Source organism: Streptomyces hoynatensis (assembly GCF_003626535.1).
In the GTDB taxonomy this organism is placed as follows: Bacteria; Actinomycetota; Actinomycetes; order Streptomycetales; family Streptomycetaceae; genus Streptomyces; species Streptomyces hoynatensis.
Genome location: NZ_RBAL01000010.1, coordinates 228,889 through 241,344, shown reverse-complemented (window position 1 = coordinate 241,344; position 12,456 = coordinate 228,889). Strand labels below are relative to the sequence as shown.

The following is a 12,456-nucleotide window of genomic DNA, read 5'->3' as shown; positions in this document are numbered from 1 at the left end:
CGCACCCCGCACGGCCACGGGTGAATGCCGAAGTCCGCAGGTTCCACGACGGCTCCCGGTTCCCGCCCGCCACCCGGCGCGCGGGGCCGGGAGCCGCCGGGCGACCGGTCGGGCGCGCGCCCTTCCGCGGTCCCCCACGCGGGGCGTGCACACGGGCGCGCCGCCCGATCGCCCCACGCGGGCACCATGCGACCCCCCACGCGCCGCCCCCCGGCACCCGCCAGGTGCCGGGGGGCGGATGCCGTGGCGCGCCCGGGGCGTCACGGGCACCAGAGGAACCAGCAGCCGTCGTCCTCGTCGCCGTCTCCTTCGTCCCCCTCGTCCCCGCCGTCCGAGCCGCCCGGCGTGCCGTCCGTCTCCGAGGGGTCGGGTTCCGCGGGGCTGGACGAGTCGCCGTCCGAGGGCGACTCGGGGTCGGTGGGCCCGTCGCTCGTCCGGACGCTGCCGTCCTCCCGCACCGGGGGCGGGCTCTCCCCGGCCGGCGACTCGGGCGCCTCCTCCTCTTCCGTCGCGGTCTCCTCGGCGCTCGCGCTCTCGGTCGCGGTGGCCGCGGGCTGCGTGCGCTCCGCGTTCCCGGCCTGCTCGTTCGCGCTCTCCTCGTCGCCGGCCTGCTCGGTCTCCTCCGAGTGGTCGGCGGCCTGCGTGTCGCGCTCCGCGTGGGTGGGTTCGGCGGCCGGCATGACCATCTCGCCCACCTGCGCGACGGCGGCGCCGAGCACGACGATGCCGAGCACCGTGGCCAGGACGTACCTGCGCGGCAGGTGCTTGGAGGCGGCGTGCCGCTTGCCCGGGCGGCCGCGGCCCTCGCGCGTCGCGGCCACCGCGCCCGCCCCCGGCCCGTCGCCCGCCTCCTCCTCGCCGCCGGGGCCTGGCCCGGGCGCCGCCGCGCGGGCGGCGACGGGCAGCGGCCGCGTTCCCGCCCGTTCACCGGGGCGGGCGGCCTCGGGACCGGCCTCGCCCGCCGGCGGGGCGACCCGCCCGCGGGCGGGTCCCCGCTCCTCGCGCGGCGGCTCCCCGCCTGCCGCCTCGCCGGCGTCCGTGGGGTCCGAGGAGGGAGCCGCGTCGCGCTCGGGCAGGCGCCGGCGCATGTCCCCGGCCAGGTATCCGGGCGTCAGCTCCCCACAACCAGGGCAGATCAACGCGCCGTTCAGATGCCGGCGGCAGGTCGTGCAGTAGTCCATGGCTCCCCGTTTCTGCGATGGACCGGTGGGGTGGCGAACACCATAGCGTCGAAGGTGTATTCGACGCGGCCGGAGCCCCGGGGCGTGTGTGCCCCGGGGCTCCGGTGTGTGTGTCCCGTGTGCATGCGGTGCGGGTCGGGTGGGTGGCGCGAAGGTCACCCACCCTTTCCCGCGAACGCCCGCGCCGCGTCAGCCCCCGAAGAGGTTGGCGTAGGTGGCCAGGGCGATGGCGATGTCGGACTGCGCCCAGAAGCGGTGGTACGTGAAGGTGGGCACGTCGCCGCCGTTGAGGTAGTCCTCGACCTGGGGCCAGTTCGGGTCGTCCTCGTACCAGGTGCGGATCGACTCGAAGGTGGAGCCAGGCTCGATGGTGTCGCCGTTGGGCATGGTGCCGCTCCAGCCGGACGGGATGTAGACCTCGTCCTCGAAGCGGCTGTAGTCGGCGCGCTCCTCGGGCACCGAGATGCCCATGCCGTCGGAGTGCTCCCACAGCGCGTCCAGCAGGCCGGCCGCCGTCTCCTGCGCCGCGGTGTCGCCGCTGGCGGCGGCGTAGTAGGAGAGGGTGTTGGCCAGCGAGCCCGTCACGCCCACGTCCTGGGTGTAGGAGGTGACGGTGACGTGCAGACCGCTGTTGCCGGTCGGGGTGCCGGTCCAGGTGTCGGGCTGACCGGACCAGGACAGCTCGGACGGGATCGCGTAGTCCCCGCCCTCGCCGATGGTGATCTCGTCCAGGACCCAGTCGACCCACTTGTCGAGCACCGCGCCCGCACGCTCGTCCCCGGTCGTGTAGTAGTACTCGGCCAGCCGCTGCATCGACCACGTCTGCATGCCGAACCAGCGGTTCGACGGCGGGTCGTGGTAGACGGGCTGCCAGTCGTAGTACATGCCGTAGAACGTCGAGGTGCCGGACGGCGGCTGACCGTAGTGGCCCTCCCAGCTATTGGTCGCGCCACCGGCGATGCCGCCCTCGGAGGACTGCAGCCACTGGTAGAACTCGATCTGCCGGTCCAGGCTCTGGTCCCAGTCGTCACCCGCGGTGGGCGAGTCGGGCGTCATGTTGCCCGCGTTGGACAGGGCCCAGGCGGCCATCGGGTTCTGGTAGCCGAAGTGCGCCGTGCTGGAGCCGATGCGCCAGGCCCAGCCCGCGCTCGTGTCCAGCGCGCCGCCCCAGGCGTAGTACCAGGACAGCAGGTAGTGGGCGCTGTTCTTGCCGCTGCCGGCCGGGCAGGCCGTCTCGCCCACGCAGTTGCCCACGCGCTTGAAGTACTTGTCGTACATCGCGTAGCGCAGGTAGTCGCCCATCTCGGACGCCTTCTCCACGACGCCCGCGACCTGCGAGCCGTTGCCCTGCTCGCTCGCCCACTGCCCGGCCCAGTACGCCGCCTGGATCGCCCGGGCGTCCGCGTCGGGCGCATCCGTGTAGCGCCACTGCTTGGCGTACGAGGCGTCGCCGGTGAACAGGTCGAGGTACCCGTTCTCGCCGCCGTAGGTGAAGTCCTCGCAGGAGGGCTGCGTGACCGTCTCCCACGTCGACTCGCCCGCGCCGCGCTGGAAGGTGTTGATGAACGTCGGCTCGCCGCTCGTCCCACCGCACACGTCACCGTAGCCGTAGACGTCGTCCACGTCCTGGATCCAGTGCATGCCGTAGATGTCGTCGGTGCCGTACGTCGAGGACAGCTCGTTGGCCAGCGGGTCCTGCCCCACCGGCACGTTCCCGTCCAGCTCGGCCGGGTAGTCCGAGGGGTCGTCGGACTCCGGCGCGTAGGTGGCGGGCGAGGACGGGTCGTAGAAGCTGTTGGTGGGCTGCTCGTCCGCCTCGGGGATCATGTACTGCTCCATGAGCTCCCAGGCGTCGTTGAACGGCCCCCAGTCCTCGGTGATCCGGCCGTACTCGGCCTCCAGCCAGATGAGGTACGAGTACGCCTCGGAGGTCGTCTCGTGTCCCTGGTCGGGGGCCTCGACGATCAGCGTCTCCACCGAGTGGTAGGGGATGCCCTCGGGGGAGAAGTACCCGTTGGCCGGGTCCTTGATCTCGTTGTAGAGGTCGAGGAACCGCTGCTCGTACTCGCCGTCCCCGGTGCCGCCGCCGAGTTCGGTGACGGTGATGGTGGCGGCGGTGTGGCCGGGCGCGGACGCGGTGAACGTCGCGGACCCGCTGCCCGAGGCATCGGCGGCGATGGTGATCGACTGGGTGATGTTCCAGTTCGACGGCGTGAAGGTGCGCGTCGCCGGGCCGCTGATCGACAGGCCGGTGTTCCCGCTGGTGCGGGCCACGCTGACGGTCACGTTCGAGGTGGGCTGGGTGTTCAGCCTGATGCCGAAGGTGCCGGTCTCCCCCTGCCGGACGGCCAGCGAGGAGGGCGAGGCCACGACGGCGGCCTCCTCCGTGGGCGGCTCGTCCTCACCGCAGGTCACCCCGTTCACGGAGAAGGAGGTGGGCGCGGTGTTGGAGCCCGAGTAGGAGAAGTTGGCACCCATGCTGACCGAGCCCCCGGCGGCGATGGTGCCGTTGTAGGACTCGTTGGTGACGGTGATGTTCTTGCCGGACTGCGACCACCGGCCGCTCCAGCCCTGCTGGAGCTGCTGGTTGCCACTGTAGGCGTAGGTCAGCGTCCAGTTGCTGGTCGGCGAGGTGCCCGTGTTGTGGATCGTGAGGTTGGCGGTGAAGCCTGAGCCCCAGTCGTTCGCGCTGTAGTCCACGTCACAGGCAAAGGCGGCGGCCTGGGCCGTGGAACTCTGGCTCAGGCCGGCAGTCAGGGTGAGGGGGAGGGCCAGCGCGACCATTGCGGCGATCCGGCCCCTGCGGGCGCGGCGTCTGCGCCGCGCCTCCGATGGGGGTGGCGCTCCTGCCGGAGCTCGTCTGAGAACCCGCATGACAGGGGTTCCTCCTTGCGGCTCGGAATACATGACTGCGCACGTGCAGTGGTCGCGAGTGAAGAACCAGTGGGAGCGCTCCCAAGGATGTGGCCAAGACGCGTACGCGTCAAGACCTTGGACGATCGGCGGTGGTGAACGCGTGACTTGCGTGCCCCAACTGGGGTTCCTGGTCATGTCACCGACACATTTCTTGAACAGAACCCTGGCGGAGGCGGGGCGTTGGCGCTACCTTCCCTTCAACCAGTGGGAGCGCTTCCAAGCTTGACGCCGGCACGGCCGCTGACCGGTCGCATCAGCGGACGGGCGTCGGGCATCGGACTCGGCAACCACCGAAAGGACTCTCATGAGCCGCACCAACCCCCCACCCAAACGCAGGCGTTCCGCGCTGCTGACGGCGGGTGTCCTGGTCGCCACCGCGATCGGCACCGGGGGCCTGATGCAGGGCACCGCGTCGGCCGCCGCCTTCGGGTGCGACGTGGACTACAGCGCCAATGACTGGGGCTCAGGCTTCACGGCCAACATCACCATTCACAACACGGGCACGTCGCCGACCAGCAACTGGACGCTGACCTACGCCTACAGTGGCAACCAGCAGCTCCAGCAGGGCTGGAGCGGCCGGTGGTCGCAGTCCGGCAAGAACATCACCGTCACCAACGAGTCCTACAACGGCGCCATCGCCGCCGGGGGCTCGGTCAGCATGGGCGGCAACTTCTCCTACTCGGGGTCCAACGCGGCCCCGACCTCGTTCTCCGTCAACGGCGTGGCCTGCAACGGCGGGAGCGACCCCGGCGACCCGGGCGACCCGGGTGACCCCGGGGACCCGGGCGACCCCGGCGACCCGCCCGGCGACCGCGTGGACAACCCGTACGAGGGCGCCGACGTCTACGTCAACCCGGAGTGGTCCGCGCTGGCCGCGGCCGAGCCGGGCGGCGACGCGATCGCCAACGAGCCGACCGCCGTGTGGCTGGACCGGATCGCGGCGATCGAGGGCGTCAACGGCGGGATGAGCCTCAGGGACCACCTCGACGCGGCCCTGGAGCAGGCGAACGGCGACCCGATCGTCTTCCAGACCGTGATCTACGACCTGCCCGGCCGCGACTGCGCGGCGCTGGCCTCCAACGGCGAGCTGGGCCCGGACGAGATCGACCGCTACAAGTCGGAGTTCATCGACCCGATCGCGGACATCCTCAGCGACTACGCGCAGTACGACAACCTGCGCGTGGCCACGGTCGTCGAGATCGACTCGCTGCCCAACCTCATCACCAACGTCTCGGGCGACACCGGCACCGCGAACTGCCAGACGATGGCACAGAACGGGAACTACCAGGAGGGCATCTCCTACGCCCTCTCCAAGCTGGGTGACATCCCGAACGTCTACAACTACATCGACGCCGGCCACTACGGCTGGCTCGGCTGGGACAGCAACTTCGGCCCTGCGGCGGAGCTGTTCCACGAGACCGCGACGATGAACGGCGCCTCGGTGGACGACGTGGCGGGCTTCATCGTCAACACGGCCAACTACGGCCCCAACACCGAGCCCTACTACGCCGTCACCGACTCGGTGAACGGCACCTCGGTGCGGCAGTCCGACTGGGTCGACTGGAACAACTACATCGACAACCAGTCCTTCGCGCTCGCGTTCCGCGACGAGCTGGTCAGCCAGGGCTTCAACTCCGAGATCGGCATGCTGATCGACACCTCCCGCAACGGCTGGGGCGGCCCCGACCGTCCCACGGGCCCGGCGGCGATGACGGACCTCAACTCCTACGTCGAGGGCAGCCGGATCGACCGCCGTTACCAGACCGGCAACTGGTGCAACCAGTCCGGCGCGGGCCTCGGTGAGCGGCCGACCGCGGCGCCCGCGGCCGGGATCGACGCCTACGCGTGGATCAAGCCTCCGGGGGAGTCGGACGGCGCGAGCGAGGAGATCCCGAACGACGAGGGCAAGGGCTTCGACGGGATGTGCGACCCGACGTACGAGGGCAACGCGCGCAACAACTACAACATGTCCGGGGCGCTGCCCAACGCCCCGCTGTCCGGCCACTGGTTCTCGGCTCAGTTCCAGGAGCTGCTGGCCAACGCCTACCCGCCGGTCGACTGACCGCAGGTGACACGGCGCTGAGTTGAGGGCGCCGGGGTTCCCACGGGACCCCGGCGCCCTTCCCCGCGTTCGCACGTCCTCTCCGCAGGACCCGCACGGTGCCTTCGCGGTGACTGCGCGGTGTCTGCACGGGGAGCCTGCGCGGTGGCTCCGCGGTGCTTTCGCGGCGCCTTGCCGGGCCCGCGCGGGGGCGGGGCCGGTCCCGCGCGCTTGCCCGGGGGTTCTACGCTGGGCCGCATGTGTGGACGGTATGCGGCGAGCCGGCGGCCCGAGGACCTGGCCGGGCTGTTCGACGTGGCGCGCTGGGACGCGGCCGGCTCCCTGGAGCAGGACTGGAACGTCGCGCCGACCAAGGAGGTCTACGCGGTCCTCGACCGGCCGGTGCGGGAGGAGGGCCCGGCGCCGGTCAGGCAGCTGCGGGTGCTGCGCTGGGGCCTGGTGCCGTCCTGGGCGAAGTCCCCCGACGCGGCGGCGAAGATGATCAACGCCAGGTCCGAGACGGTGCACGAGAAGCCCTCCTACCGGCGGGCCTTCGCCGCCCGTCGCTGCCTGCTCCCGGCCGACGGGTACTACGAGTGGATGACCGGCAGCGAGGAGCGCCGGGAGGAGGAGAAGGGCAAGCGGAAGCGGCCGCGCAAGCAGCCCTACTTCGTGACCCCGGCCGACGGCTCGGTGATGGCGCTCGCGGGCCTGTACGAGTTCTGGCGCGACCCGTCGCGGCCCGAGGACCACCCCCTCGCCTGGTGGGCGACGTGCACCGTGCTGACCACCCAGGCCGAGACCGGCCCGCTGCCCGGGGCCGCCGCCGAGGGGCCGCGTTCCCTGGCGGACATCCACCCGAGGATGCCGGTCTTCCTGCCGCCGGAGCGCTGGGACGCCTGGCTGGACCCGGCGCGCAAGGAGCCGGAGGCGATACTGCCCCTGCTGTCCGGGCTGCCCGAGGGCCGGCTGCGCGCCTACCCGGTCGCGGCCGAGGTGAGCAACGTGCGCAACAACGGCCCCGAGCTCACCAGGGAGCTGGCCGCCCCCGCCGAGCCCACCCTCTTCTGAGCGCCGTCCTGGCCCTTCTCCCGCCCCGCCGCCACGCTCCGTGTCCGGCCGCAGGCGCCGCGTGGTCCTCCGCTCCCCTCCGGGGCCCGGATCCGGGCCGGCAGCCGGGCACGCCGGATGTCGGCGGAGGCGCGGCGCGCGTTCCGGGAATGCGTGGCCCTCCCGCACCGTTGTGCGAGGCGAGTATGCAACGAGTAAGGGAGAGCGCCCACCATGCCTTCCATCGCCTGCCCGCCACGAACTCGGCTGACCCCCGCCCCGCGCCGGGCCGCCGAGGTGGACTGGGCGACGCTGCGGCTGGCCGCGGAGCGGTCGTCGCGGTCCTCCCGACCGGCGGACCAGGGCGGTCGTCGTCTATCCTCCGAAGCGGGCGAGCCCGTGCGCGGGCTCATGACGCTTCCGGAGGAGGTGGGTCCGGTCACCGGGACCGACGACGTCAGCACGCAGGACGAGACGGAGACCGAGGCTGAGCGCAACGCCAGGTTCGAGCGCGACGCACTGGGCTACCTCGATCAGATGTACTCCGCCGCGCTGCGCATGACGCGCAACCCGGCGGATGCCGAGGACCTGGTGCAGGAGACGTACGCGAAGGCCTACGGCTCGTTCCACCAGTTCCGCCAGGGCACCAACCTCAAGGCGTGGATGTACCGCATCCTCACCAACACGTTCATCAACTCCTACCGCAAGAAGCAGCGGGAGCCGCAGCGCAGCGCCGCCGAGGACATCGAGGACTGGCAGCTGGCGCGCGCCGAGTCGCACATGTCGACCGGGCTGCGGTCCGCCGAGGCCCAGGCGCTCGACCACCTGCCGGACTCGGACGTGAAGCAGGCGCTCCAGGCGATCCCGGAGGAGTTCCGGATAGCGGTGTATCTGGCGGACGTCGAGGGGTTTGCCTACAAGGAGATCGCGGACATCATGGGGACACCCATCGGCACGGTGATGTCCCGGCTGCACCGCGGCCGTCGTCAGCTTCGCGACATGCTGGAGGACTACGCGCGCGAGCGCGGCCTGGTCCCCGCCGGGGCTCAGAAAGGCACAGGATCATGAGTGGCGAGTCGCACCCCACGGACTGCTCCGAGGTCCTGGACCGCCTGTACGAGTATCTGGACCGCGAGATGCCGGACGGCGACTGCGCGAAGATACAGGAGCACATCGACGAGTGCTCTCCGTGTCTGGAGAAGTACGGCCTGGAGCAGTCGGTCAAGAAGCTGGTCAAGCGCTGCTGCGGCCACGACGACGTGCCGGCCGACCTGCGGGCCAAGGTGCTCGGCCGCATCGACCTGATCCGGGGCGGCGCCCCCGCCGCGGAGCAGATCCCGGCGGCGGGGCAGACCCCGGCGGCGGGGCAGAGCCCGATCGAGCCCGCCGCCGACTAGATCCCCGCCACGCGGTTCACCCGGATGGGTGGACCACGCTTCCCGGATGAGCCCGTCACGCCCGGCGCGCCTGCCTGCGCGCCGGGCGCGCGTTTCGGGGCCGCACGCCCGGTGCCCGCGGCGCGGCCCCCTGCCGCCCCCCGCCCCGGCCGCCCCGCCGTCTCGCGCGCGGCGGCCCGCTGACCCATGCTGTGAGCAGGCGCCGCTCCGCCCATGGTTGGATGCCGTGCGGGGCGGACATCAGAACGGTGAAGTACAGGCGACGAGGCGGGAATCGGGCAGGACATCGTGAGGTTCTTCGGCAGGGTGAGGCAGCGCCCGTCCACGGACTGGCGGCTGGCGACCAGCCGTGCCTTCACCCTCATCGACGACGGCCGCTACGAGGACGCGGACGCGCTGCTGACGCGCGCCGCCGACCTGGAGCCCTGGCTTTCCGAGTCCTGGTTCAACCTGGCCCTGCTGCACAAGTTCCGCCACGACTGGGAGCAGGCCCGTACGGCGGGGCTGCGCGCGGTGGCCCTGCTGGAGCGGGACGCCGAGGCCCCGGACTGGTGGAACGTCGGCATCGCGGCCACCGCCCTCCAGGACTGGTCGCTGGCCAGGCGCGCCTGGCAGGCGTACGGGCTGCCGGTGCCCGGCGCCGCCTCCGGCGCACAGGAGCCGCTCGGCATGGAGCTCGGCGGCGCCGCGGTGCGGCTCTCCCCCGAGGGGGAGGCCGAGGTGGTCTGGGGCCGCCGCCTCGACCCGGCCAGGATCGAGGTGCAGAACATTCCGCTGCCCTCCTCGGGCCGCCGCTGGGGCGAGGTCGTGCTGCACGACGGGGTCCCGCGGGGGGAGCGCTCGCTGGCCTCGGAGGGCGGCGATGCCGCGGTCTATCCGGTCTTCGACGAGATCGAGCTGTGGGCGCCCTCCGCGGTGCCCACCTGGGTGGTGCTGATCGAGGCCGCGACCGAGGCGGACCGGGACGCGCTGGAGCGACTCGCGGCGGACGCCGGGTACGCGGCGGAGGACTGGTCCTCCTCGGTGCGGCTGCTGTGCCGCTCCTGCTCGGAGAGCCGGATGCCGAGCGGCCAGGGGGAGGACGAGCCGCAGCACGACCCGCACGACCACAGCATGCCGGGCCGTCCCGGGCCCCTGGGGCACACGGGCGTGGGCGCCCTGTGGTCGCCCGAGCGCGAGTGCGGGCTGGCCGCCCCGGCCGCGCTGGTGCGCGGGCTGCTCGACGGCTGGGTGGCCGACAACCCGGACAGCAGGGACTGGCGGGACCTGGAGGAGGTCTGCTGAGCCGGTGCCGCCCGGGCCCGTGTCCGGGCGCCGCCCACCGGGCCGCCGCCGGGCTGCGTCCGGCGCCTTAAGCTGTACGGGTTCACCGCGGAGCATTACCGAAAGGCGTACGGCGGACTATGGCGCGGCAAGAAACCGATGAACGGCTCGGCGACGAGTTCATCGACGACACCCAGGACTGTGCGGAGCGGGAGCAGGCCCACCGCGAGCGGGGCACGGTCCGGCCCATCACCGTCGTCGGCCACCCGCTGCTGCACAGGGAGTGCCGGGACGTCACGGAGTTCGACGAGTCACTTGCCTCGCTGGTGGACGACATGTTCGCCAGCCAGCGGGCGGCCGAGGGCGTGGGGCTCGCGGCCAACCAGATCGGCGTGGACCTGAAGGTGTTCGTCTACGACTGCATGGACGACGACGGCGTCCGGCACGTGGGCGTGGTGTGCAACCCGGTGCTGGAGGAACTGCCCGCCGAGGCCCGGGTGCTGGACGACAACAACGAGGGCTGCCTGTCGGTGCCGACCGCGTACGCGGAGCTGGCCCGCCCGGACACCGCCGTGGTGCGCGGGCAGGACGCCTCGGGCCGTCCGATCCGGGTGCGCGGCACCGGCTACTTCGCCCGCTGCCTGCAGCACGAGACCGACCACCTGTACGGGCGCCTGTACATCGACAGGCTGTCCAAGCGGGACCGCAAGGCCGCGCTGAAGATGATGGCCGAGGGCACGCCGCGCTACGAGACCCTGCCGAACGACTGAGCCGGGCGCGTCGCGCCGGCCCGCCCCGCGCGGCGGTTGCCCGTCCCGCGGTCGCCCGGCGCGGGGGCCGTACGCCGGCCGGCCCGCAGGTGGCCGGCCGGCGGGCGGTGGCCTCAACTCCCGGCCGCCCGCCCGCACCTGGGTCGCGGGGTGGGTTGACGCGCGTTGACCGATGCGTCACGCTCGATGCGATCGCCCCGATCGGGCACAGGTTCCTCAGTCGCTCATGCCACGGAGGCAGCATGTTCAGACGAACGGTTCGCTTTCTGCTCTCGATTGTCATGCTCGCGTCAGTAGCCCTGGCCGGTGACGTCGTGCTCGCCGGCACCGCGCAGGCGGACGGCTGCTACACCTGGAGCCGCACCCTCCGCCAGGGGTCGAGCGGCGCGGACGTGCGCCAGCTCCAGATCCGCGTCTCCGGCTACCCGGGCACCGGCGCGGTGCTCGCGCTCGACGGCGAGTACGGCCCCGCCACCGCCGCGGCCGTCCGGCGCTTCCAGCAGGCCTACGGGCTCACCGCCGACGGCATCGCGGGGTCCCAGACCTTCAACAAGATCTACGCCCTCCAGGACAACGACTGCACGCCGATCCACTTCACCTACGCGGAGATGAACCGCTGCAACTCCACCTGGACGGGCGGGGCCGTCAGCGCGGCGACCGCCAGGGCCAACGCGCTGGTGAACATGTGGAAGCTGGAGGCGCTGCGGCACGCGCTCGGCGACCGGCCGATCACCACGAGCAGCGGCTTCCGCTCCTACTCCTGCAACAGCGCGGCCGGCGGCTCCTCGACCAGCCGGCACCTGTACGGGGACGCCGTCGACCTGACGGGCTCGCTCTCCTTCTGCACCCTGGCCAAGGAGGCCCGCAACCACGGCTTCCGCGAGATCCTCGGCCCCGGCTACCCGGACCACAACGACCACACGCACGTGGCCAACCGATCCTCGCGGTACTGGTCGGCGCCCAACTGCGGCATCTGAGGGCGGCCCCGGGCGCCGCTTGACTTCAACATAACTTGAACCTTCAGAGTGTTCCCCGTACCCACCGCGCGGGCCGCCACGGCGGCCACCACGAGAAGGAACAGGGAACGCCCATGTCCGCAGCCACGCCCGCTTCCGCGTCCGCTTCCATGCCCGCTTCCGTGTCCACCGCCACGACCACCGCGGCGCCCGGCGCCGCGGTGGACGCCGCGGAGCGGCTCAGGATCGCCGTGATCACCTCCAGCGTGCGGGAGGGCCGCTTCTGCCCGACCGTCGCCGCCTGGACGGCGGAGCGGGCCGCGGAACGCGGGGACCTCGAGGTCGACCTGGTCGACCTCGCCGAACACCCGCTGCCGCTCAGCATGCCGGGCCCCGGCGGCGCGTTGCTGCCCGACCCGGCGTGGGCCCACGCGGCCCTCGGCGAGAGGCTGGCCGCCGCCGACGGCTTCGTCGTCGTCACGCCCGAGTACAACCACAGCTTCCCGGCCGGGCTGAAGAACGCCATCGACTGGTACCGCACGGAGTGGCAGGCCAAGCCGGTGGCCTTCGTCTCCTACGGCGGCCTCGCGGGCGGCCTGCGGGCGGTGGAGCAACTGCGGGTGGTCTTCGCCGAGTTGCACGCCACCACGATCCGCGAGACGGTCAGCTTCCACAACGTCTGGGAGCAGTTCGACGCCGCGGGCCGCCTGGCCTCGCCCGAGGCGGCCACGGCCGCGGCCACGACCCTCCTCGACCGGCTCGCCTGGTGGTCGAGGGCCCTGCGCCAGGCCCGGGCCACCACCCCCTACGGCTCCTGAGGCCGGCCCGGGTGCGCCGGGCCGCGCGAGTGCCCGGGCCGCGCGCATCCGCGCGGCCCGGGCG

Annotated in this window: 10 protein-coding genes; 8 read left to right on the top strand and 2 right to left on the bottom strand. The window is 72.4% G+C overall.

The window, feature by feature from the left end; translation table 11 throughout:
- Positions 1-260 precede the first annotated feature (260 nt).
- Positions 261-1,181: an SCO2400 family protein gene (locus D7294_RS18890; protein ID WP_147450863.1), complete on the bottom strand. Its 921-nt coding sequence runs from the start codon at positions 1,179-1,181 to the stop codon at positions 261-263.
- Between the two features lie 189 nt (positions 1,182-1,370).
- The gene (locus D7294_RS18885; protein ID WP_241562467.1) at positions 1,371-3,965 is read right to left on the bottom strand and encodes a glycoside hydrolase family 48 protein; all 2,595 of its coding nucleotides are present in this window, start codon (positions 3,963-3,965) and stop codon (positions 1,371-1,373) included.
- A gap of 436 nt (positions 3,966-4,401) precedes the next feature.
- On the opposite strand from D7294_RS18885, the gene D7294_RS18880 reads away from it, so the two are divergent.
- The 8 genes from D7294_RS18880 to D7294_RS18845 all read left to right on the top strand — a co-directional run bounded on the left by D7294_RS18880 (position 4,402) and on the right by D7294_RS18845 (position 12,392).
- Positions 4,402-6,159, top strand: coding sequence for a glycoside hydrolase family 6 protein (locus D7294_RS18880; RefSeq protein WP_120681249.1), 1,758 nt, complete (start codon positions 4,402-4,404; stop codon positions 6,157-6,159).
- Positions 6,160-6,396: 237 nt separating this feature from the next.
- Entirely contained in the window at positions 6,397-7,209 is an 813-nt protein-coding gene (locus D7294_RS18875; protein WP_120681247.1) for an SOS response-associated peptidase, read from the top strand.
- A 408-nt stretch (positions 7,210-7,617) separates the two neighbouring features.
- Positions 7,618-8,256: a sigma-70 family RNA polymerase sigma factor gene (locus tag D7294_RS18870; RefSeq protein WP_174248389.1), complete on the top strand. Its 639-nt coding sequence runs from the start codon at positions 7,618-7,620 to the stop codon at positions 8,254-8,256.
- Entirely contained in the window at positions 8,250-8,585 is a 336-nt protein-coding gene (rsrA, locus tag D7294_RS18865) for a mycothiol system anti-sigma-R factor (RefSeq protein WP_120681342.1), read from the top strand. Before D7294_RS18870 ends, rsrA begins: the two co-directional genes overlap by 7 nt.
- Positions 8,586-8,873: 288 nt before the next feature.
- On the top strand, positions 8,874-9,869 hold the full coding sequence (locus D7294_RS18860; RefSeq protein ID WP_120681243.1) for a tetratricopeptide repeat protein: 996 nt from the start codon (positions 8,874-8,876) through the stop codon (positions 9,867-9,869).
- Between the two features lie 119 nt (positions 9,870-9,988).
- Entirely contained in the window at positions 9,989-10,618 is a 630-nt protein-coding gene (gene def, locus D7294_RS18855) for a peptide deformylase (protein WP_120681241.1), read from the top strand.
- A gap of 242 nt (positions 10,619-10,860) precedes the next feature.
- Positions 10,861-11,595, top strand: a complete 735-nt coding sequence (locus D7294_RS18850; protein ID WP_120681239.1) for a D-Ala-D-Ala carboxypeptidase family metallohydrolase — start codon at positions 10,861-10,863, stop codon at positions 11,593-11,595.
- Positions 11,596-11,744: 149 nt separating this feature from the next.
- Complete coding sequence (locus D7294_RS18845) at positions 11,745-12,392, top strand: NADPH-dependent FMN reductase (RefSeq protein ID WP_120681340.1); 648 nt, start codon at positions 11,745-11,747, stop codon at positions 12,390-12,392.
- The last annotated feature ends 64 nt before the right edge of the window (positions 12,393-12,456 follow it).

Bases quoted from the DNA above. Each gene is read 5' to 3' on its own strand.
- D7294_RS18875 (WP_120681247.1), top strand. From the start codon at position 6,397: ATGTGTGGACGGTATGCGGCGAGCCGGCGGCCCGAGGACCTGGCCGGG.
- D7294_RS18845 (WP_120681340.1), top strand. From the start codon at position 11,745: ATGCCCGCTTCCGTGTCCACCGCCACGACCACCGCGGCGCCCGGCGCC.
- def (WP_120681241.1), top strand. From the start codon at position 9,989: ATGGCGCGGCAAGAAACCGATGAACGGCTCGGCGACGAGTTCATCGAC.
- D7294_RS18885 (WP_241562467.1), bottom strand. From the start codon at position 3,965: ATGGTCGCGCTGGCCCTCCCCCTCACCCTGACTGCCGGCCTGAGCCAG.
- D7294_RS18890 (WP_147450863.1), bottom strand. From the start codon at position 1,181: ATGGACTACTGCACGACCTGCCGCCGGCATCTGAACGGCGCGTTGATC.
- D7294_RS18880 (WP_120681249.1), top strand. From the start codon at position 4,402: ATGAGCCGCACCAACCCCCCACCCAAACGCAGGCGTTCCGCGCTGCTG.
- D7294_RS18850 (WP_120681239.1), top strand. From the start codon at position 10,861: ATGTTCAGACGAACGGTTCGCTTTCTGCTCTCGATTGTCATGCTCGCG.